Below are 19,132 nucleotides of genomic sequence, written 5' to 3' on the forward strand. Positions count from 1 at the left end.
ATTTGCCGTCATGACGAGAAGAGGGGCCGGGATGTTGATCCCGCCCCCTCTTCGTCGTGGCCGCTGGGAAGCGTCCTTGAAACGGTTGTTGTCCGGGCAGGCGCTAGCCGGCACCCATGAGCGAGGCGGGACGGCGCTCGCCGCTGGAGGCGAACATCTTCTTGAGCTTGTTGACCACGCGGATCAGGAAACCGATCATCACGGGACTGGTCTTGCGGCAGAACGCGATCTTCTTGACGTGGCCTTCGACATGCCATTTGGCATGCGCGCCGTCGCGGAAGAAGATGACGTCGCCGGGGCCGTAGCGCTTCGGCGGCATGCCGTCGCTTTCGAGCACGATCGATCCTTCCATGATCATGATCGTCTCGTCGATGTCGTAGTACCAGTTGAAGCGCCCTTCGGTGCAGGACCAGATGATGGTCGACGCGGTACCGTCTGCGCTGGTGGACAGGATGTGCGAGCGCGACACCGGATTGCCCTCGATGATCCAGGACGGCTCGATCGGCCGCAGCTCAAGATCCACATTGCAACTGCCGATTTCAATCATTGCGCGCGTCATCTGTTTCCTCAGGGAATGAAATAGGTTCGGCCCCAGGTCGGGGCCCGGATTGTTTCCAATGATGTTTGGAACGCTAGTGATCGGCTTTTAATTCTTTCTTACGCAGGCCTCGACAATCAGCCGCAAGTTGCATGTGCGACGCAGCTAACGCCGCGATTCCCCTGCAAATTCGCGTACATGAACCCATCTTTTCCGGGGTGCGACAAAATGCGCGAAGTGACTGAAAGGAGCCGTGCCGATGCCTCTCACGCCCGAGGTTCTGACAGCCGACAGCCAGGTCGTGGCCCGGCTCGGGGGCCTTGATATCTCCTTCACGCCGGACGAGGAGCCCTGGTTTACCGTCGACGGCATCGAAAGCCCCCGCCAGATCGGCAGTGACGGCTCCGGCGGCGCGTTCGTGCTGCTGCCGTCGCAGAATGTGCTCTACGCGTCATCGGAGGGCCGCGCAGGAATTATCGCTGCTACGTTCGAGGCCTTCATCCGGCTGGTCGTCGCCCGCCCCTACTGGCTCGACATCCTCAAATTCTCCGCGGGCGGCGACCTCGCGGAGATGCGGCGCGCGGCCGACGCGCTGGAGGCGACCCTCGACGACGAGGACGAGGTCAACGAGGCCCGCGAGCAAATCCGCAAGGCCCTCGACCTGCCCGAGCCGGACGATCCGGTCGATGCGCTCTACAAGGCGGTGGCTGCTTCCGATGCCATCGTGCGGGCCACCGACGGCAGCCCGTTCACGACGCTGTTCAACCGCTTCAGCATCGACAACAACCCGATGCTGCGCAACGCGGCGGCGTGAAAAGGCTTTGAGGGTAAGTGCCCGGCCTTCATGGTTCTCGCGGCGATGCGAAGCATCGTCCGCTAGCGCGCCGTAAGGCGGCGCTCCTCACCATGAGGGTCTAGAACCTCGCCGCGAAACGAGACCTCATCCTAAGGAGCCCGCCGGCGGCGGGCGTCTCGAAGGATGGACCGCAAGACGCCTTACTTCGCCCACTCGCCCTTGCGGAACACCGGCACCTTGCTGCCGTCGGCGAGGATGCCGTCGATGTCGGTCTCGGCCGAGCCGATCATCCAGTCGATATGGATCAGGCTCTGGTTGCCGCCTTGCGCGGCGATCTGCTGCGGTGTGAGCTGGGCGCCGTTGACGAAGCATTTCGAGTAGCACTGGCCGAGCGCGATGTGCGAGGCCGCGTTCTCGTCGAACAGCGTGTTGTAGAACAACAGCCCGCTCTGCGAGATCGGCGAGGAATGCGGCACCAGCGCCACCTCGCCGAGACGGCGCGCGCCCTCGTCGGTGTCGAGCACCTTGTTCAGCACTTCGGCACCGCGCGAGGCCTTCGCGTCGACGATCCTGCCGTCCTCGAAGCGCACCGCGATGTTGTCGATCAGCGTGCCCTGGTAGGACAGCGGCTTCGAGCTCACGACATGACCATAGACGCGGCGGCAATGCGGCGTGGTGAAGACCTCTTCGGTCGGGATGTTGGCGTTGCAGCTGATGCCGTTCTTGGACAGGGAGGCGCCGCCTTCCCATTCATGGCCATCGGCAAGCCCGATGGTGAGGTCGGTGCCCGGTCCTGAGTACTGTAAGGCGCGGAAACGTTGCCCGTTGAGCCAGTTGGTGCGCTCGCGCAGCACCGCATTGTGGCTCGCCCAATTGGCCATCGCGTCCTCGCGATCGACGCGGGAGGCCGCAAAGATCGCATCCGCGAGCTTGCCGATCGCGACGTCCTCGGGATCGCCAGGGAACACCTGCTTGGCCCAGGACGGGCTCGGATAGGCGATGATGTTCCAGTTGGTGTCGAAATTGACGATCTTTTCCAGTGCCGGCTGATAGGCCATCGAGTTGGCCTTGCTGGCGCGCGCCACCTTGGACGGATCTTCGCCCGACAGCAGCATCGGATTGTCGCCGACGATGGCGAGCCGCGCGGTGTTGTCTGAGAATGCCTTGGCCATGCCTTCATAGAGCCAGCCGGCGGCGCGATCGAAACTGTTATCGTGACCGTGGCGGTAACGCGCCAGCGTCATCTCCTCGTCCGACAGGATGGGCGTTACGATACCGGCGCCGGCCTTGTAGGCATGCACGGCGATCCGCCGCACCAGCGGCAGCGCAATCGCGGGCGCCGTCAGGAGCAGATCCTGTCCCGGCCGCAAGCCCAGGCCCACCTTCACCGCCACCTCGGCCAGCCGGTCGAGTTTCGCAGGATCGATGGGAGTGGAGGTGATGCGTTGATCGGTCATGCCGGGTCCTCTGCCGAAAGTCTCTCGCTCAATCTAAGTCTAGCATCGCGAGACACAAGTATACGAGCGTATTGGCGGCGACGAAAGATACGCAGTTTCACGCATCTTGGTTTTCAACGCGTTGCCGATTTCAGCACCCGGTCGACCATGGCGGGGGCAAGGCCGAGGTAATTTTTCGGTGAAGTGAGCGCGTCGATCGTAGCGCGGTCGATTCTGGCAGAGACGCGCGAGTCGGACGAGAGCGCGTCCGCCAGCGTCAAACCTTTCTCGTTGGCGAGCCGGCAGGCGTCATAGACCACGTCATGCGCCTCCTGCCGCCCGATCTGCGGCGCAAGCCCCATCATGACCGCTTCGGCCACAATCAGGCCCCGGCTGATGGCGAGATTGTCGTTCATCTTGGCCTCGTCGACGATGAGGCCCGCGAGCGCGAACTTCGCCTGGTGCAGCGCCCCGGCGGTCAGCACGAAGCTTTCGGGGATCGCCATCCATTCGGCGTGCCAGGGGCCGGTGGCGCGCTCGAAATCCTGCACCATCGCATCCAGCATCAGGCCCGCATGCTGGCGCACCGCCTTGGACGCCGCCAGCATCAGTTCCGAGGAGATCGGGTTGCGCTTCTGCGGCATGGTCGAGGAGGCGCCGCGGCCCTTGACGAAGGGCTCGTAGACCTCGGCGAACTCGGTCGAGGCCATGATCATGATGTCGAGCGCGATCTTGCCGAGCGAGCCGGTGACGAGCGCGAGCAAGTTCACGGCCTCGGCAAAGCCGTCGCGTGCGACGTGCCAGGTCGAGGCGGGGACGCCGAGCTTCAGCTCGGTGCAGAGCGCCTCCTGCACCTCAAAGCCCTTGTCGCCGAGCGAGGCCAGCGTGCCGGCGGCGCCGGCGAACTGGCCGACCAGCACGCGCGGCTTCAATTGCGCCAGACGCTCGGCGTGGCGGTCGAACATCGCGAGCCAGATCGCGGTCTTGTAGCCGAAGGTCACCGGCAGCGCCTGCTGGAGATGGGTGCGCCCCGCCATCGGCGTGTCGCGATGGCGCTTGGAGAGATCGGCGAGAATCTTTCGCAGCTCCGCGATGTCGCGCTCGACGATCTCGAGGGCAGCACGCAATTGCAGCACCACGGCGGTGTCCATGATGTCCTGCGTGGTCGCGCCCCAATGCACGTAGCGGCCGGCATCGCCGCATTGCTTCACCATCTGGTGCACTAAGGGGAGGATCGGATAGCCGACGACGTCGGTCTCCTGCCGCAACAGGTCGAAATCGAGCGCGGCGACGTCGGTCCGCGCCGCGATCTGGTCGGCGGCATCCTGCGGGATCACGCCGCATTTGGCCTCCGCCCTCGCCAGCGCCACCTCGACCTCGGCATAGCGCGCAACCAGCGCGACATCGGAAAACACCTCGCGCATCTCAGGCGTGCCGAAGGCGTCACGGAACAGCATGGAGTCGAGCACGGTGGTCGAGGCGTGAAAAGCGGGCATGGGCGTTTCTTCGTGGCTGTCGTTCTGTATGCGGGTAGCTTACGCACGTTGCCGTGTTCGGCAATGGACATTCGCAGTTCGTCACATGCTCAAATGCCGTTACGGTGATCGCGCCGCCGCGCGTGCTCCGTCATCCCCGCGCAATCGCGAAGCGGTTGCGCGGGGATGACGGAGGTCAATTGCGCCGATGGAGAAGCAGGGGTCCAGCCCGCGACAATCTGACCAGAGGCGCCACATTCTCGTTCAGGCTGTATTCCCATCCGAAACCGCATGGCTGCCATCACGCAATTGTGGTGAACCGGGTTGACCGCTCGGCGGACTCACAGACTTCGAGTCGAAATGCATTTTGATTTCATCATTGCCCGATGTTGTGAGGTCTGAGTTTTCGACGTGCAGTTTCTGTTCCGGGATCACCTTCTCGACACCGACCGGCGCGAGCTGAGCCGCGAGCAGGTTCCCATTTCCGTGGAACCGCAGGTTTTCGACCTCGTCGTCCATCTCATGGAAAACCGCGACCGGGTGGTCAGCAAGGACGAGCTGATCGACAAGATCTGGCACGGGCGCAGCGTCTCCGAATCCACCCTGACCAGCCGGATCAATGCGGCACGCAAGGCGGTCGGCGACAGCGGCGCGAGCCAGGCGCTGATCCGCACCATCGCGCGCAAGGGATTTCGCTTCGTCGGCGATGTCGAGACCAAGCTCGCAGCGGCCACGCCGGAGCCCGGCCGGTGGATACAGGCGCCGCAGGCAGCACTCGCGCTGCCCGAGCGGCCCGCCATCGCCGTGCTGCCCTTCACCAACATGAGCGGTGACCGCGAGCAGGACTATTTCTCCGACGGCATCAGCGAGGACATCATCACCGCGCTGTCGAAGCTGCGCTGGTTCTTCGTCGTCGCGCGCAATTCCTCCTTCGTCTACAAGGGCCGCGCCGTGCACATCCACGAGGTCGCGCGAGAGCTCGGCGTGCGCTACGTGGTCGAAGGCAGCGTGCGGCGGAGCGGCGAGCGCGTGCGCATCTCGGCCCAGCTTAACGACGTCTCGACCGGCAGCCATCTCTGGGCCGAACGCTACGATCGCGAGCTTGCCGACATCTTCGCCGTGCAGGACGACATCACCGAGGCGATCGTCGCCGCGATCGAGCCGCAGCTCTATACGGCCGAGAGCTTTCGCGCCGGTCAGAAGCCGCCGGGCAGCCTGGATGCCTGGGACCTCGTGATGCGCGCATTATCGCACCACTGGCGCATCACCCGCGAGGACAATGCGGCCGCGCAAGGGCTGCTCGAGAAGGCCGTCGCGATCGATCCCGCTTATGGCAAGGCGCTGGGCCTGCTCGCGACCAGCCATATCTTCGGCGCGCATATGGGCTGGGCCGACATGGCCGCGACCGTACCGGTCGCCGAACGTGCAGCGCTTGCGGCGGTGGAGGCCGATCGCGAGGACGCCTGGGCTCATCACGGCCTCGCCTATACCTACCTGTTCCGCCGCCGCTTCGACGACGCGCTGGCGGAGTTCGAGCTGGCCTTGAGGCTCAATCCGAATTTCGCGATGGCGCACGCCTTCTATGGCGTCACGCTGTGCTACGCGGGACGATGGCAGGACGGCGATGCCGCCGCGCGCCGCGCGCTGCGGCTTAGCCCGCGCGATCCGCTTGCGGCAATCTATTGCGGGGTCGCCGCCTACGCCCAGTTCATCGGCCGCAATTACGAGGCGAGCTTGCAGATGGCGCGCGAATCGATGCGGCAGCGCGCCGATTTCGTCGGCGCACATCGCGTGCTGACGGCGGCCGCCGGCATGTTGGGTGATCCGGCCCTTGCCGCGTCCGCGCTGGAAGGCTTGCGCCGCGCCCAGCCCGGCATCTCGCTCGCCTGGATCACAAGCGAGCTGCCGATGCTGCTGGAGCAGGACCGCGAGCATTATCTCGAAGGGTTGCGGCGCGCGGGGATGGAGTAGACGTCTCGCGCAGATGGTCGCCCCCTCCTCCCATAAGGCGCGAAGGGAGAGAACAACCTAAGCCACCGCGCGCCTTCCGATGATGGCGAAACGGAGCTTGCCCGAGATGAAATCGATCGCGGCGACCGCGACCAGAATCATCAGGACCAGGAACGACACCCTCTGCCATTCCAGCACGCGGATCTGCTCGGCGAGCTGGAGGCCGATGCCCCCGGCGCCGACGATGCCGATGATGGTGGCCGAACGGGTGTTGGACTCGATGAAATAGAGCACCTGGCCGGCAATCACGGGCAGAACCTGCGGCAACAGGCCGAAGCGGATCTCGTGCAGCGCACTGCCGCCGGAGGCGCGGATGCCTTCGACCTGCTTCTGGTCGGCGCCCTCGATCGCCTCCGAGAACAGTTTTCCGAAGGCGCCGAAATCGGACACCGCGATGGCGAGCACGCCGGCGAAGGGGCCGAGCCCGACCACGTTGATCCACACCAGCGCCCAGATCAGCGTGTCGACGCCGCGGATCGAATCCAGGAAACGGCGGATCGGAAAGCGGAGGATGTTCGACGGCACGACGTTGCGGGCGGCGAGCAGGCTGACCGGCAGCGCGAACACCGCCGCGAGCGTCGTGCCGAGCAGGGCGATCGACAGCGTCTCGCCGAGCGCCTTCAGATAGATCGGCAGCGAGGTGCCGGGATCGGGCGGGATCATCATCAGGCTGATCCAGCCGAGCTGGCTGAGGCCGGCGAGGAAGCGCGACGGCGAGAAGTCGAGATCGACGAGGCCATAGATCAGGATCGCGAACGCCGCGACGATCATCGCGGGCATTGCGAGCCGCGCCGAAGCGGGCCGGTCGAACACGTCGGGATAGCGCGCGCGAAGCTGCGCGGTGTCGACCTCTTGCCGCCGCGTCACGTCCGCGCCTCCTTGCCGAACAGGCGGCCGCGCAGCCAGCCGGTGGTGATGTCGATGACGAAGACGGTGACGATGATGGTAAGCAGGATGGCGCTGACGTCCGAATAATAGAATTTGCGGATGGCGACGACGAGCTCCTGGCCGATGCCGCCGGCGCCGACAAAGCCCATCACGGAGGCTTCGCGGACATTGATCTCGAAGCGCAGCAGCGCATAGCTGGCGTAGCCCGCGGTCACCTGCGGCACGACGGCAAAACGCATGCAGGAGAGCCAGCTTGCGCCGGTGGAGCGGATACCCTCGACCGGCTTCATGTCGGCATTCTCCACGATCTCGGAGAACAGCTTTCCGAGCGCGCCGGTGGAATGGATCGCGATCGCAAGCACGCCGGCCATCGGCCCGAGCCCGAAGGCGATCACGAAGATCAGCGCGAAGACGATGCCCGGGACGGTGCGGGCAAATTCGAGCAGACGCCGCACCGTAAAGCGCAGCCAGGGCGCGGGCGAGGTGTTTTCCGCCGCAAAGAAATTCAGGACGAAGGCGAAAGTCGCGCCGATCAGCGTGCCGACATAGCTGATCAGCAGCGTCTCACCCAGCATCTTCAGCCATTTGCGCCAGCCCCACAGCCACTCGCCGACATCGGTCCAGACCCGCTGGCCGTTGTCGAGCGTGAGGATGCGATCGAAATAGCTGACGAAGTTGCCGAAATAGGTGAAGAGGGTGCGCAGGTTAACTTCGGCGCCGATCGCGGCGAGAAGCAGCGCTGCAGCGAACACCACAACGCCGAGCAAGAGACGGAGCCGCCTGCGCGCGACCGCCTGATGATAAGCGGCGTTCAGCGCAGCCAGTTGCTGCTCAGGCAGGATCGAAACCGCGACGGTCATCTGATCAGGAAAAGTGGCCGATCAAAGAGAAAGAGCCGGGTCCATCGACCCGGCTCAAGTAGCTCGTCCCGAAACTCAGGACGCCTTCTTCTTACGCAGTGCATCGACGAACTTGATCAGCTCGATCGTGCCATCCCAGTCCTTGGTGGTGGCGGGATGAAAACCCTTCTTCTGGCCGTCCTGGAGGCGGTCGAAGGCCGCCTTGTCCTTGGCCGGCGCATCGAAGAACGCCTTTGCGATCGCCGCCTTCGCCTCTTCCGGCAGATCGGAGTTGTAGGCATAGGGGCCGTTGATGATCGGCGCCGACTTGTGGATGATGCGGAAATCGTCCTTCTTCATCGGCGAGCCGTCGGCATTCTTCAGCATGCCCTTGGTCAGCATCTGCGCCAGCGTCGAATCGTCGTCGCTGGTCCACTGGTTGGCCGCAACGTCGACCGTGCCCTGCGCCAGCGCCAGGATCGCGTTTTCGTGGCTGCCGGTGAAGACGACCTTGCTGAAATAGGTGTCGGCGTCCGCGATGCCCATCTTGTCGAGCTCGAAGCGCGGCACGTTATTGCCGGACGTCGAATTGGGGTCGACCAGGCCGAGGTTCTTGCCCTTGAGCTGATCAATGCTCTTGTAGGGGCTGTTCGCCTTGACGAAGAACACCGAATAGTAGCCGGTCGAGCCGTCCGAGTTGATGTCGTTGGCAAAGGCGTCGGTCTTGACGCCGGTCAGGCGGGCGCGGGCGAACGAGGCCGAGCCGTAGCTGGCGATATGGATATTGCCGGCACGCTGGCCTTCGATCACGGCAGCATAGTCGTTGGCGATGCGCAGCGTGACCTTCACGCCCAATTCCTTGGAGAGATAGCTCATGAACGGCGCCCAGCGCTCGGTAACGCCCGAGGCGTTTTCCGCCGGAATGACCGCGAAGGTCAGCTCGGGATATTTGGCTTTCCAGTCGTCGGCGGAGGCTGAAGTCGTGAACGCGAGCGCAGCGGCGCCGGCAAGAACTAATCTGCGAGTGATCATGATACCCTCTTCATCGGTTGGGGTCGGTTGACGCAAGAACTGGCAACTACAGGAGCGATGCGGCTCAGGCGGCGGCCGCCGTTCCGAGCGCCGGAATGCCTTCGGGCGCCGGCACCGGCGTGCCGCCCATGACGTCGGTGGCTTCGAGGTCGTAAAGTTCGCGCGCGACGTGATCGGTCAGCGCAGACGGCGCGCCGTCGAACACCACGCGGCCCTGCGCCATGCCGATCAGGCGGTCGCAATAGCTGCGCGCCAGGTCGAGGGAGTGCAGGTTGCAGAGCACGGTGATGCCGAAATGCTTGTTGATGCGCAGCAGCGCATCCATCACGATCTTGGTGTTGCGCGGGTCGAGCGAGGCGATCGGCTCGTCGGCGAGGATGATGTCGGGCTGCTGCACCAGCGCGCGGGCGATCGCGACGCGCTGCTGCTGGCCGCCGGAGAGCTGGTCGGCGCGCTGGGCGGCGAGCGCGGCGATGTCGAACTGTTCGAGCGCGGACATGGCGAGCGCCTTGTCGTGCTCGGGCCAGGTCTGCGACAGCGAGCGCCAGGCGGGCATCGTCGCGAGACGCCCCATCAGGACGTTGGTGAGAACATCGAGCCGGCCGACGAGGTTGAATTGCTGGAAGATCATCGCCGAGCGCGCTCGCCACTGCCGCAGCTCCTTGCCGCGCAGCGCGGTGACGTCGATGCCGTCGAACAGGATGCGTCCCTGCGTCGGCGTCACCAGGCGGTTGATGGTCCGGAGCAAGGTCGACTTGCCGGCGCCGGATCGTCCGATCACCCCGACGAATCCGCCGGGGGAAATTTGAAACGAAGCGTCGTCCACCGCGGCTTTTGCGCCAAAGCGGCACGTCAGACCTTCAACCACCAGCATGCAGGGCTCCAGAGTAGCTGGGACCCACCGCTAACGCCGACGCTTGACACTTGTGTGACATGCACGTTGCAGTGCGGCGATCCAACACACGTCATCCCCTGTCATCGCCGCGTCATGACATTGTCATCGAGCCGCTCGAAGAGGAACGCCCGCCCACACGCTTCGGATACGACATGGCCGGCAAAGCCCTTTCAGTCCAACCGACCATCGATCCCTCGGCCAAGCTGCACGAGACCAGCCTCGGTGCCTATACCGAGGTCGGCGCGCGCACGATCCTGCATGAAGTCAGCATGGGCGGTTACTCCTATGTCGTGAACGATTCGCAGATCACCTACACCACCATCGGGAAATTCTGCTCGATCGCGGCGATGACACGCATCAATCCCGGCAACCATCCGATGCATCGCGCGACGCAGGCGCACTTCACCTATCGTTCCAGCGCCTATTTCGAGGGCGAGAGCGACGACACGGATTTCTTCGACTGGCGGCGCCAGCATCACGTCCATGTCGGCCACGACGTCTGGATCGGCCATGGCGCGATCGTGCTGCCGGGCCGCAACATCGGCACCGGCGCGGTGATCGCGGCCGGCGCTATCGTCACCAAGGACGTGCCGGCCTACACCATCGTCGCCGGCAATCCCGCGCGGATCGTCCGGCGCCGCTTCTCGGAAGAGATCGCCGGACGGCTCGCCAGGCTGGCCTGGTGGGACTGGGATCACGACAAATTGCGTGAAGCGCTGCCCGATTTCCGTAAGCTCGGGATTGAAGATTTTCTCTCCACGTATGAAGCACGGGCACACTCCCCTGCCAGCAAACGAAGCGCGGTCGCGTGACAGACATTTACCTCGAGGGCGGCCGGGCCCTGATCGGCACCGAGTTGGTCGAGGCTTCACTCAGCGTGTCCGGAACGGACATCGCACAGGTCGATGCCGCCCGTGGCCGGGCTCGGCTCGCGATCGATGCGCGCAATCTGCTGGTGCTGCCGGGAATCGTCGATCTGCATGGCGATGCCTTCGAGCGGCAGATGATGCCGCGCGCCGGCGTGGACTTCCCGATCGACGTCGCGCTCGCCGATAGTGACCGCCAGGCGATCAGCAACGGCATCACCACCGTGTTTCACGCCACGACCTGCTCGTGGGAGCCGGGCCTGCGCAGCACCGACAATGCGCGCGGCCTGATGGAGGCGATCGAGCGGCAGCGGCCGCAATTTGCTGCCGACACTCGCTTCCATCTGCGGCACGAGACCTACAATCTCGATGCAGAGGCTGAGATCAGCCAGTGGCTCAGCGAGGGCCGCGTCGACCTGTTTGCCTTCAACGACCACATGGACGGGGTCGTTGCCGACATCTCCAATCCGCGCAAGCGCAACCGCATGGTGGAGCGCACCGGCTTGTCCAGCGAGGATTTTGACAGGCTGGTCGACCGCGTGATCTCGCGCGCCGCCGAAGTTCCGGCCTCCGTGTCGCGGCTCGCGGCGGCTGCCCGTGCGGCCGACGTGCGGATGCTCTCGCATGACGATGCGACGCCCGCGATGCGCCAGGAGTTTCGCGAGCTGGGCGCGATGATCGCCGAGTTTCCGATCAACGAAGAGACGGCGCGGGCGGCGGCGAGCCACGGCGATGCCATCGTCTATGGCGCACCGAACGTCGTGCGCGGCGGCAGCCACACCGGCTGGACCAGGGCATCCGACATGATCGGAAAGGGGCTCTGCTCGGTGCTGGCGTCGGACTATTACTATCCCGCGCAGCTGCTCGCCGCGTTCCGCCTCGCCGCCGATGGCGTGTTGCCGCTGACGGAGGCCTGGAGCCTGGTCTCCGCCGGGCCGGCGCGCGCCACCGGCCTTGCCGACCGCGGCATCCTCGCCGTAGGACGTCGCGCCGACATCCTGCTGGTCGACGACACCGTGCCGCTGCGGCCGCGGCTGGTCGCGGTGATATCGGGCGGAAAGCTCGTGCATCTCACCGATGCGACACGACTGCTCTGCGCGGCGGCGGCGCCGCGCGAGGCTGTTGTTGCGGCATAAACCGGTTATGCTCGGGCAATGATTCCCCGTTACGCGATCTATTTTGCCGCCGGCGCCGACAGTGCGCTCTCCCACTTCGGTGCCGCGCTGCTCGGCTATGACGCCTACACCGGCAACGAGGTGCCGTTCCCGCGCGAGGCGCTGCACGTTGCACCGGACTGGCGTGACGTCTCCGCCGATCCCCGCAAATACGGCTTTCACGCCACGCTAAAGGCGCCGATGGCGCTCGCGCCCGGCAGCACCGAGGCTGAGCTTATGGCAGCCTGCGCGACATTCGCCGAAAAGGCACGGCCGATCCCGGCGATCCGCCCGATCGTCGACACCATCAGCGGCTTCATCGCCGTCATCCCGGCCGAGCCGGTCGATGCGCTCCAGCAGCTCGCCGCCGATTGCGCGCGCGAGTTCGATTCCTTCCGCGCCGCTCTCACTGCAGAGGACCGCGCGCGGCGCAAGCCGGAGAAGCTGAGCGAGCGGCAGCGCGACTATCTCGACCGCTGGGGTTACCCCTACGTGATGGAGGAATTCCGCTTCCACATGACCCTGACCGGCCGACTGGATGCTGAACGCCGCGGCCCGATCCTGGAGATGTTGCGGACGCGGTTCGCGTCGCTTCGTCTCGACACGCTGGCGATCGACCGCCTCGCCCTGTTCAAGCAGGACGAGACCAAGGCGCGATTCCGCATCATCGGCGAGTGGGCTTTGCCGCGGTAGACCTCAGCGCCAGCTCGCAAGATTGAAGCCGAGCGCGACCGCGCCAACCAGAACGAGACTGGTCGCCCAGACTGCGTCCAGATTGAACCAGCTACGCGAGACGAACCTCAATCCCAGATAGCGGTAGACCAGCCACGCCAGGCATCCGCCGGCGCCGACCATGGCGGCAACGTGCACCAGCGACACCAGCACCGCCATCCCGAGACTCGCCTTCATCAGCGCGCCCGCCGCCGCATGGCCGGCATCGAGCCCGAAGGCCTGGCAGAGCCCGAGATAGATTGGCACGAGCATCAAGGCGGCGCCGTGAGCAATGGCCACGGCAAATGACCAGAGCGCCAATCGCGTTGGCGCAATTCGTGCCAGCGCGCGGGGATGGCGTCGCACGATCAACCGATAGACACCGAAACCGATGACGAGAAGGCTCGCGCCGATCTGGATGGGACGTTGCCACTCGGCCAGCATGAGCAGGAACGCGAATGGCAGCAGCACGATAAGTGTTGCCAGGAGATGCCCGGCCGACAGGGCCCACAACGCGCGGAAGAGCGCGCGTGGGTTCTTGTCCATGAGCCCGGCCGAAACGGCGAGCGGCCATCCCATTCCCGGATTGACCCCGTGGTAGAGACCGCTCGCGACAAGAGCCAGCCAGAGCCAGCCAAGCGCCGGGCTCGCGTGCCCCCCATCTAGACCGACGGGTAGCAAAAGGAGTCCGTCGAACAATCGCCGCCCTCGAGCCTGATCTGGTGCGCGCGATATCCGTCGGGGAAGCTCACGAAATAGTCCTTGTCGAGTTCGAGGCCGCCGTTGCGACCGACATTGGCCATGACTTCCGCGCCCGGAACCCCATCGGGATAGAACTGGTCGTCCCAGGTGGAATAGAGCGAATTGGTCCAGTACAGGCGCCTGCCGTCGCGGCTGATCTCGACCATCTGCGGACCTGCCGCAAATGCCTTGCCGTTCGGATGGGGGGTACGGCGCGCGATGCCGCCGATGTGAACGGAGCCCGCAAGCTTCGGCTTTCGCGGATCACTCACATCGTACTGGCGCATTTCACCCGTGCCCCAGCACGAGACGTAGAGAAACCGGTCATCCATCGACAGGTCGATGTCGGTCACCAGCGGCGGCACGGCGCCAAATCCCTGCAGAAGCGGCGGGAGCTGCTCCTTTGGCGCGGGTTCGGGAGGGATCGTCGCCGTCTTCTCGGCATGGAATTTTCCGCCTTCGCGCCACCAGGTCCAGATCGATGCTTCGAGGTTGGTGGTGTCAACCACAACGCCAACGAAGCCGTATTCGCGAACCGGATCGTGCGCGGGCCGCACCTCCAGCGCCATCTGATGATTGGCGCCGAGGTCGATGGTCTGGACGTTGCGGCGGGCGCGGAGATCCCAGAAGTGGAGACAATGGCCATATTTGTTCGACAGCAGATCTTCCGGAACGATCCCGTTCTCGAACTGCGGCGGCAGCGCCCATTCGCTCGTCACCATGTAGTCGCGCGGCAAGTTCCACCAGAAATCATAGTGCCGCGTCTGCGGGCCACGGTCGATCTCCCATCGTCCAAGCACCTCGAACGTCTCGCAATCCATGATGAAAACGCCTGGAGGTCCGTTGGTGCCGTCCTTGCCGCCGCCGCCCAGCGTGCTCACGTAAATGCCGTCCGGCCCGCAATGGATGGTGTGCGGCCGCGAGTAGCCGGTCTTCTTGAAGACTTCCTCCGGTTCGATGATCTTGTGGATCTTGGCTTTGGTCGGATCGGGCTTGGTATCGATGATGTAGATCCGCGACGAGCGCAGCCCGGGGATGATGAGATAGCGCCGCTCGATGAAGGCGTGTCCGGCGAGCGGCGACAAGGCGGAGGAGCAGGCGTTCCAGCCGAAGTGATGAAACTCGTCGCCCTTGTTGGGCATCGTCACTGTGTGGACGATTTGGCTATAGGTCGGCGATCCCGGCTTGACGTCGATGACCGCGAGAGCATCCGGCTTTGAGAAATCCGGACTGAGCAGCAACGTATAGGCAAAGTTCTCCGCAGGTGCTTCCATCGCAAGCTTTGGCGATGCGTGAAAGGTGGGATCCGGCCTTATCGTCATGGCACTGCCTCCCTGTTCTGTCGGTTCGCGCCAACTGGCTCGGGATAGCGGCATAATGAAGAGCTGTTATGCGATGTCCTGAGATGCTCCGCGGGCTTGGTTGGCGAGCATACAATACGTCATCGCCGGGCCGCGGGAAACGGCTAGAGCCGCGCTAATTCGACGCCTTCGGGCAGATGGAAGCCGGTGGGATCAGGCCAGGGCGCGCCTCACACTCGTCGTCCCGGCGAAGGCCGGGACCCATAACCCCAGGGAGAAGTTTGGCGACGGCAAGTAGTGAAAAGTCTTCCCGCGGTACCAACACCTGCGTTCACCGATAGATCACGCGGTATGGGTCCCGGCCCCCGTGCGCAATTGCGCACTAGGCCGGGACGACGACTGGGGAATTGGCCGCTACTTCCCCCACCGCAGCGCCAGCGCATCGCGCTCCTTTGCCAGCTCCAAGAGCCCCGCGCGCGTCGCGGGATGCAGCGGCTGGAGCGGATGGCGCACGGCGTCCGATTTGATCACGCCGCCGGCCTGCATCATGGACTTGCAGGCGATCAGGCCGCACTGGCGGTTCTCGTAGTTGATCAGCGGCAGCCAGCGCTCATAGGCGGCTTTCGCTTCCTCGCGCTTGCCGGCGAAATAGGGATCGATGATCTGGCGGATGCCGTCGGGATAGCCGCCGCCGGTCATGGCGCCGGTGGCGCCGGCGTCGAGATCGGCCAGCAGCGTGATCGCCTCCTCGCCGTCCCACGGGCCTTCGATATCCTTGCCGCCCGCCTCGATCAGGCTGCGGAGCTTTGCAGCGGCGCCCGGCACCTCGATCTTGAAATAGCGGATGTTGGAGAAGTCGCGCGCCAGCCGGGCGAGCAGCTCGACCGACAGCGGCGTGCCGGCGACCGGCGCGTCCTGGATCATGATGGGAATGTTGATCGCACCCGAGAGCACCCTGAAGAACTCGACGATGCCTTTCTCAGGAACCCGGAAGGTCGCGCCGTGATAGGGCGGCATGACCATCACCATGGCGGCACCGGCGGCTTCGGCCTGCTTGCTGCGCGCGGCACAGACGGCCGAGCTGAAATGGGTCGTGGTGACAATCACGGGAACCCGCCCGGCGACCTGCTCCATTACCGCGTGCATCACGGTTTCCCGTTCGGCATCGGTGAGCACGAACTGCTCGGAGAAATTGGCGAGGATGCAGATGCCGTGCGAGCCGGCGTCGATCATGAAATCGATGCAGCGGCGCTGGCCCTCGAGGTCGAGCTCGCCGCGCTCGTCGAAGATGGTGGGCGCGACCGGGAACACCCCGCGATAGGGGCGCTGGGCCTTGTGGTGTGGCGTAACCGGCATCGAACTCTCCATCCCTGATATTCTCGCACATCTACCGCCGCACTCGCGCGGCACGACAGATGTACCCGGGGCGCGGATCGGCGGCAATGCCGATCCGCGTTCCCCGGGAACAGAGATGTGAAAGTTACGCGGTCTTCACCGCGCCGAGGAAACCTTCGACCGCGACGCGGAGACGGTCGGCGTCTGCCGACATCTTCTTCACGGAGTCCGACAGCACCGTGCCGGCGTTGCCGGTTTCCTGATTGAGCTTGGCGACGCTGCCGATGGTGTCGGTGACCTCGCGGGTGCCTTGCGCCGCCTGCTGGAAGTTGCGCGAGATCTCGGTGGTGGCCGCCCGCTGCTGTTCGACGGCGGCCGCGATTGCGGTCATCTTCTCGTCGATGCCGCTGATGGCGCCGCCGATGGAGCGGATGGCGGTCACGGCCTGCCCCGTCGCGCCCTGGATCTCCTCGACCTGGCGGGAAATCTCCTCGGTGGCCGTAGCGGTCTGCGCAGCGAGACTCTTGACCTCGCCGGCGACCACGGCAAAGCCGCGGCCGGCCTCGCCCGCGCGCGCAGCCTCGATGGTGGCATTCAGCGCCAGCAAATTGGTCTGGCCGGCGATGGCGTTGATCATCTTCACGACCTCGCCGATGCGGCTTGCGGTCTGGTCGAGGATCTCGACCGTGGCGTTGGTCCGCTCGGCCTGCGAGACGGCCTCGCGGGCCTCGCGCGCGCTCGACTGCACCTGCGCCGAAATCTCGCCGACGGAGGCCGAGAGCTCCTCGGTCGCGGCCGCGATGGTCTCGAGATTGTTGGTGGCCTGCTCGGCGGAGGAGGCGACCGCCGCGGTCTGGCTGCTGGATTCCGAGACCAGCGTACGCACATCGGTCGCCGTCGCATCGAGCTCCCGCGCCGACGCGGCAACGCTGTGGATGACGGCCTGCACGGTGTCGTCAAAGCTGCGGCAGGCGGCATCGACGGAGCCGGAGCGGGCAAGCTGGAGCGCCTGCTGCGATTCACGTTCCTGACCGAGACGCTCGGCGGTCGCGGCGCTCTCGCGCAGGCTCTCGAGCGCGGCCGCCATGGTACCGAACTCGTCGGGATACCGGGATTGCGGAACCGGTGTCGCGTAGTCACGCGCGCCGATGCGGGCGATGGCATCCAGAATGGCGCGCACCGGACGCATGAGCCGAGTGCGCACCACATAGACGCCGGCCAAGGTCACCGCGAGCGCCACAAGGAAAGCGAGCGACTGCACGACGAGATTGGTGAGGGCCTTGCCCTGAACGGCCTCGGCGCGCGCGATCGACTGGTCCAGCGCCTTGTTCGCGACCGCGACGATGGGCGCGAACGGCGACTGGCACAGCGCATTCCATTCCGAGGCGGGCATCGCGGGCTTGCCGCTGCCGTCAAAATTCCTGGTGAGCTCTCCGATCTGCTTCAGGACGCCATCGGTCTTGGCCTTCGCGTCCGACGCTGCCGTAACCAGCTCGGCCGTCACCCCGGGCGCAGCCAGCAACTCGGCCATCCCCGCCCAGCCAGAGGCGATCGTGCCATCCCATTGCGCCACCGACCGCTTCTGAACGTCGTCGAGCGGCTTGCTGCTGTTGACGTTCGGGCGAAGCGACGAACAATGGACCCCATAACGGTCGCGCACCTGCCAGGCGAAGCGGCGGACCTGAATCATGCGGGCGATGTAGGGATCGTTCATCCAGGCGCGGTTTGACACCGCGGTGGAGGCGAGGTTCGCGGTGTCGATGACCTTGGTGACGGCATCGTACCAGACATTGGTACGCTCCATCTTGCGCTCGGCCCGTAGACGCTTGGCTTCGTCGTAGAACAACTCGAACTGCGGCGCGGCTTCGTTCCAGCGCTGCTTCAGGGTATTCGCGAGTTCGTCGCGCCGGTCGAATTCGATCGTGGAGAGCGCCGAAGCGATGGATTCATAGCCGGCCTGCTCGGCCTTCTCGGCGGCCGCCAACTTGGCCCGCGGCTCGTCCTCTCCGAGCAGCGCGCTCTGGGCGTCGCCGCGATTGTTGCGCAGCGACAGCACGCCGTGGAAGATGGTCTTGTCGGCGGCGGCAAGCCGAGCGGTTTCAAGACTATCGCTGTAGCGGCCGAAGGCCCCGACCATCTGGATCGCCGTGCTGGCCAGCGCGCCGGCCGCAAGCAGGGCCATCAAGGTCAGAAGAAGCGAGCTTACCGATTTCTTAAACATTGCCATGGGGTCAAAGGGCCTACTCTTCAACGAGTGGCCACCTTGCATCGCAACCTGCCAATGTTTCGTTAAGGTTTTAGTCGATCCGCACCCATTCGGGCGGCCCGCTCTTTACGCGACTTTCGTGAAATCGGGCGCTCGGCGCTCGGCAAACGCCGTGAACGCTTCGCGCGCCTCCGCGGTGCGCAGGCGCTGCGCGAAGTGCTCGCCCTCCGCCTGCATCTGCGCGACCAGCGCCTCGCCGTTACGCATCAGCTTCTTGGTGGCGGTGAGCGCGCCGGCCGGCTGGCGGGCGAGCCGCTGCGCCAGCGCGAGGGCCTCCGCGTCGAGCTTGTCGAGCGGCACGACGCGGTTGGCGAGCCCCCATTCCAGCGCAGCCTTCGCCGGCACCGTCTCGCCGAGCGCGAACATCTCGTAGGCGCGGGCATAGCCGATGCGTGCCGGCATCAGCAGGCTGGAGGCGGCTTCCGGCACCAGCGCGAGGCTGACGAAGGGCGTCGAGAGCTGCGCATTGTCGGCGAGCACGACGAGGTCGCAGTGCAGCAGCATCGTGGTGCCGACGCCGACGGCGCGGCCCTGCACGGCTGCAACCAGCGGCCGCGTGCAGCGCGCCAGCGACTGGATGAAGCGTATGACGTTACGGCTTCCTTCCGACCTTCCGCTCGCAACGGCCGCGAACTCGCCGACGTCGTTGCCGGCGGTGAACATGTCGCCCTCGCCGCGGATCAGGATCACGCGGGCGGACGGATCGGACTCGGCAGATTCGATGGAATCGGCGAGCTTGCCGTACATCGCATCGGTCAGCGCGTTCTTCTTGTCGGGACGCGCCAGCGTAAGCGTCAGAATTCCACCGTTGTTCTCGATCCGGACATGCTCGGTCATTGGGCTCTCCTC

18 protein-coding genes are annotated in these 19,132 nt (G+C 65.2%); 5 read left to right on the forward strand and 13 right to left on the reverse strand.

Going from position 1 to position 19,132, the window contains the following annotated elements:
* Positions 1-103: 103 nt before the first annotated feature.
* Positions 104-559 carry a cupin domain-containing protein gene (locus XI08_RS37510; protein WP_027543441.1) on the reverse strand — a complete coding sequence of 152 codons (456 nt, stop codon included), beginning with the start codon at positions 557-559 and terminating at the stop codon, positions 104-106.
* Positions 560-797: 238 nt separating this feature from the next.
* On the opposite strand from XI08_RS37510, the gene XI08_RS37515 reads away from it, so the two are divergent.
* Complete coding sequence (locus XI08_RS37515; RefSeq protein ID WP_271578272.1) at positions 798-1,352, forward strand: hypothetical protein; 555 nt, start codon at positions 798-800, stop codon at positions 1,350-1,352.
* 182 nt (positions 1,353-1,534) lie between these two features.
* Here the strand turns inward: XI08_RS37515 and XI08_RS37520 are convergent, their stop codons facing one another.
* The 3 genes from XI08_RS37520 to XI08_RS37530 all read right to left on the reverse strand — a co-directional run bounded on the left by XI08_RS37520 (position 1,535) and on the right by XI08_RS37530 (position 4,764).
* On the reverse strand, positions 1,535-2,791 hold the full coding sequence (locus XI08_RS37520) for an aminopeptidase (RefSeq protein WP_271578273.1): 1,257 nt from the start codon (positions 2,789-2,791) through the stop codon (positions 1,535-1,537).
* 113 nt (positions 2,792-2,904) lie between these two features.
* Positions 2,905-4,266 (reverse strand): 3-carboxy-cis,cis-muconate cycloisomerase, encoded by a 1,362-nt coding sequence (pcaB, locus tag XI08_RS37525; protein WP_271578274.1) that lies wholly within the window; start codon positions 4,264-4,266, stop codon positions 2,905-2,907.
* 243 nt (positions 4,267-4,509) lie between these two features.
* Positions 4,510-4,764 carry a hypothetical protein gene (locus XI08_RS37530; protein ID WP_271578365.1) on the reverse strand — a complete coding sequence of 85 codons (255 nt, stop codon included), beginning with the start codon at positions 4,762-4,764 and terminating at the stop codon, positions 4,510-4,512.
* Here XI08_RS37530 and XI08_RS37535 point away from each other — a divergent pair.
* Entirely contained in the window at positions 4,657-6,216 is a 1,560-nt protein-coding gene (locus tag XI08_RS37535; RefSeq protein ID WP_271578275.1) for a winged helix-turn-helix domain-containing tetratricopeptide repeat protein, read from the forward strand. The genes XI08_RS37530 and XI08_RS37535 overlap by 108 nt on opposite strands.
* Before the next feature lie 57 nt (positions 6,217-6,273).
* On the opposite strand, the gene phnE (XI08_RS37540) is transcribed toward XI08_RS37535, so the two are convergent.
* The 4 genes from phnE (XI08_RS37540) to phnC all read right to left on the reverse strand — a co-directional run bounded on the left by phnE (XI08_RS37540) (position 6,274) and on the right by phnC (position 9,888).
* Positions 6,274-7,122, reverse strand: coding sequence for a phosphonate ABC transporter, permease protein PhnE (gene phnE, locus XI08_RS37540; RefSeq protein ID WP_271578276.1), 849 nt, complete (start codon positions 7,120-7,122; stop codon positions 6,274-6,276).
* Positions 7,119-8,003: a phosphonate ABC transporter, permease protein PhnE gene (phnE, locus tag XI08_RS37545; protein WP_027543447.1), complete on the reverse strand. Its 885-nt coding sequence runs from the start codon at positions 8,001-8,003 to the stop codon at positions 7,119-7,121. Before phnE (XI08_RS37545) ends, phnE (XI08_RS37540) begins: the two co-directional genes overlap by 4 nt.
* A 75-nt stretch (positions 8,004-8,078) precedes the next feature.
* Positions 8,079-9,014 (reverse strand): phosphonate ABC transporter substrate-binding protein, encoded by a 936-nt coding sequence (phnD, locus tag XI08_RS37550; RefSeq protein ID WP_025575172.1) that lies wholly within the window; start codon positions 9,012-9,014, stop codon positions 8,079-8,081.
* 64 nt (positions 9,015-9,078) lie between these two features.
* Positions 9,079-9,888 (reverse strand): phosphonate ABC transporter ATP-binding protein, encoded by an 810-nt coding sequence (gene phnC, locus XI08_RS37555; protein WP_027543449.1) that lies wholly within the window; start codon positions 9,886-9,888, stop codon positions 9,079-9,081.
* Positions 9,889-10,061: 173 nt separating this feature from the next.
* Here phnC and XI08_RS37560 point away from each other — a divergent pair, with 173 nt between their 5' ends.
* From XI08_RS37560 to XI08_RS37570, 3 genes are read left to right on the forward strand one after another with little or no spacing between them, the layout of a single operon-like run.
* A complete protein-coding gene (locus XI08_RS37560; protein ID WP_271578277.1) occupies positions 10,062-10,721 on the forward strand; it encodes a chloramphenicol acetyltransferase in 660 nt (219 codons plus the stop codon).
* Positions 10,718-11,911 carry an alpha-D-ribose 1-methylphosphonate 5-triphosphate diphosphatase gene (locus tag XI08_RS37565; RefSeq protein WP_271578278.1) on the forward strand — a complete coding sequence of 398 codons (1,194 nt, stop codon included), beginning with the start codon at positions 10,718-10,720 and terminating at the stop codon, positions 11,909-11,911. Before XI08_RS37560 ends, XI08_RS37565 begins: the two co-directional genes overlap by 4 nt.
* An 18-nt stretch (positions 11,912-11,929) precedes the next feature.
* Positions 11,930-12,622, forward strand: a complete 693-nt coding sequence (locus tag XI08_RS37570; protein WP_271578279.1) for a DUF1045 domain-containing protein — start codon at positions 11,930-11,932, stop codon at positions 12,620-12,622.
* Positions 12,623-12,625: 3 nt separating this feature from the next.
* Here the strand turns inward: XI08_RS37570 and XI08_RS37575 are convergent, their stop codons facing one another.
* The 5 genes from XI08_RS37575 to XI08_RS37595 form a co-directional block, all read right to left on the reverse strand.
* Entirely contained in the window at positions 12,626-13,219 is a 594-nt protein-coding gene (locus XI08_RS37575; RefSeq protein ID WP_271578280.1) for a hypothetical protein, read from the reverse strand.
* A gap of 83 nt (positions 13,220-13,302) precedes the next feature.
* Complete coding sequence (locus XI08_RS37580; protein ID WP_271578281.1) at positions 13,303-14,703, reverse strand: selenium-binding protein SBP56-related protein; 1,401 nt, start codon at positions 14,701-14,703, stop codon at positions 13,303-13,305.
* 393 nt (positions 14,704-15,096) lie between these two features.
* Positions 15,097-16,038 carry a dihydrodipicolinate synthase family protein gene (locus XI08_RS37585; protein WP_271578282.1) on the reverse strand — a complete coding sequence of 314 codons (942 nt, stop codon included), beginning with the start codon at positions 16,036-16,038 and terminating at the stop codon, positions 15,097-15,099.
* Positions 16,039-16,162: 124 nt separating this feature from the next.
* Positions 16,163-18,244, reverse strand: a complete 2,082-nt coding sequence (locus XI08_RS37590) for a methyl-accepting chemotaxis protein (RefSeq protein WP_271578283.1) — start codon at positions 18,242-18,244, stop codon at positions 16,163-16,165.
* A 105-nt stretch (positions 18,245-18,349) separates the two neighbouring features.
* On the reverse strand, positions 18,350-19,120 hold the full coding sequence (locus XI08_RS37595; protein ID WP_027543457.1) for an enoyl-CoA hydratase: 771 nt from the start codon (positions 19,118-19,120) through the stop codon (positions 18,350-18,352).
* Positions 19,121-19,132: the final 12 nt, after the last annotated feature.

The organism is Bradyrhizobium sp. CCBAU 11361, assembly GCF_028128935.1.
GTDB lineage: Bacteria > Pseudomonadota > Alphaproteobacteria > Rhizobiales > Xanthobacteraceae > Bradyrhizobium > Bradyrhizobium niftali.

Bases quoted from the DNA above. Each gene is read 5' to 3' on its own strand.
- XI08_RS37510 (WP_027543441.1), bottom strand. From the start codon at position 559: ATGACGCGCGCAATGATTGAAATCGGCAGTTGCAATGTGGATCTTGAG.
- XI08_RS37515 (WP_271578272.1), top strand. From the start codon at position 798: ATGCCTCTCACGCCCGAGGTTCTGACAGCCGACAGCCAGGTCGTGGCC.
- XI08_RS37520 (WP_271578273.1), bottom strand. From the start codon at position 2,791: ATGACCGATCAACGCATCACCTCCACTCCCATCGATCCTGCGAAACTC.
- pcaB (WP_271578274.1), bottom strand. From the start codon at position 4,266: ATGCCCGCTTTTCACGCCTCGACCACCGTGCTCGACTCCATGCTGTTC.
- XI08_RS37530 (WP_271578365.1), bottom strand. From the start codon at position 4,764: ATGGACGACGAGGTCGAAAACCTGCGGTTCCACGGAAATGGGAACCTG.
- phnE (WP_027543447.1), bottom strand. From the start codon at position 8,003: ATGACCGTCGCGGTTTCGATCCTGCCTGAGCAGCAACTGGCTGCGCTG.
- phnD (WP_025575172.1), bottom strand. From the start codon at position 9,014: ATGATCACTCGCAGATTAGTTCTTGCCGGCGCCGCTGCGCTCGCGTTC.
- phnC (WP_027543449.1), bottom strand. From the start codon at position 9,888: ATGCTGGTGGTTGAAGGTCTGACGTGCCGCTTTGGCGCAAAAGCCGCG.
- XI08_RS37560 (WP_271578277.1), top strand. From the start codon at position 10,062: ATGGCCGGCAAAGCCCTTTCAGTCCAACCGACCATCGATCCCTCGGCC.
- XI08_RS37570 (WP_271578279.1), top strand. From the start codon at position 11,930: ATGATTCCCCGTTACGCGATCTATTTTGCCGCCGGCGCCGACAGTGCG.
- XI08_RS37575 (WP_271578280.1), bottom strand. From the start codon at position 13,219: ATGGGATGGCCGCTCGCCGTTTCGGCCGGGCTCATGGACAAGAACCCA.
- XI08_RS37580 (WP_271578281.1), bottom strand. From the start codon at position 14,703: ATGACGATAAGGCCGGATCCCACCTTTCACGCATCGCCAAAGCTTGCG.
- XI08_RS37585 (WP_271578282.1), bottom strand. From the start codon at position 16,038: ATGCCGGTTACGCCACACCACAAGGCCCAGCGCCCCTATCGCGGGGTG.
- XI08_RS37590 (WP_271578283.1), bottom strand. From the start codon at position 18,244: ATGGCAATGTTTAAGAAATCGGTAAGCTCGCTTCTTCTGACCTTGATG.
- XI08_RS37595 (WP_027543457.1), bottom strand. From the start codon at position 19,120: ATGACCGAGCATGTCCGGATCGAGAACAACGGTGGAATTCTGACGCTT.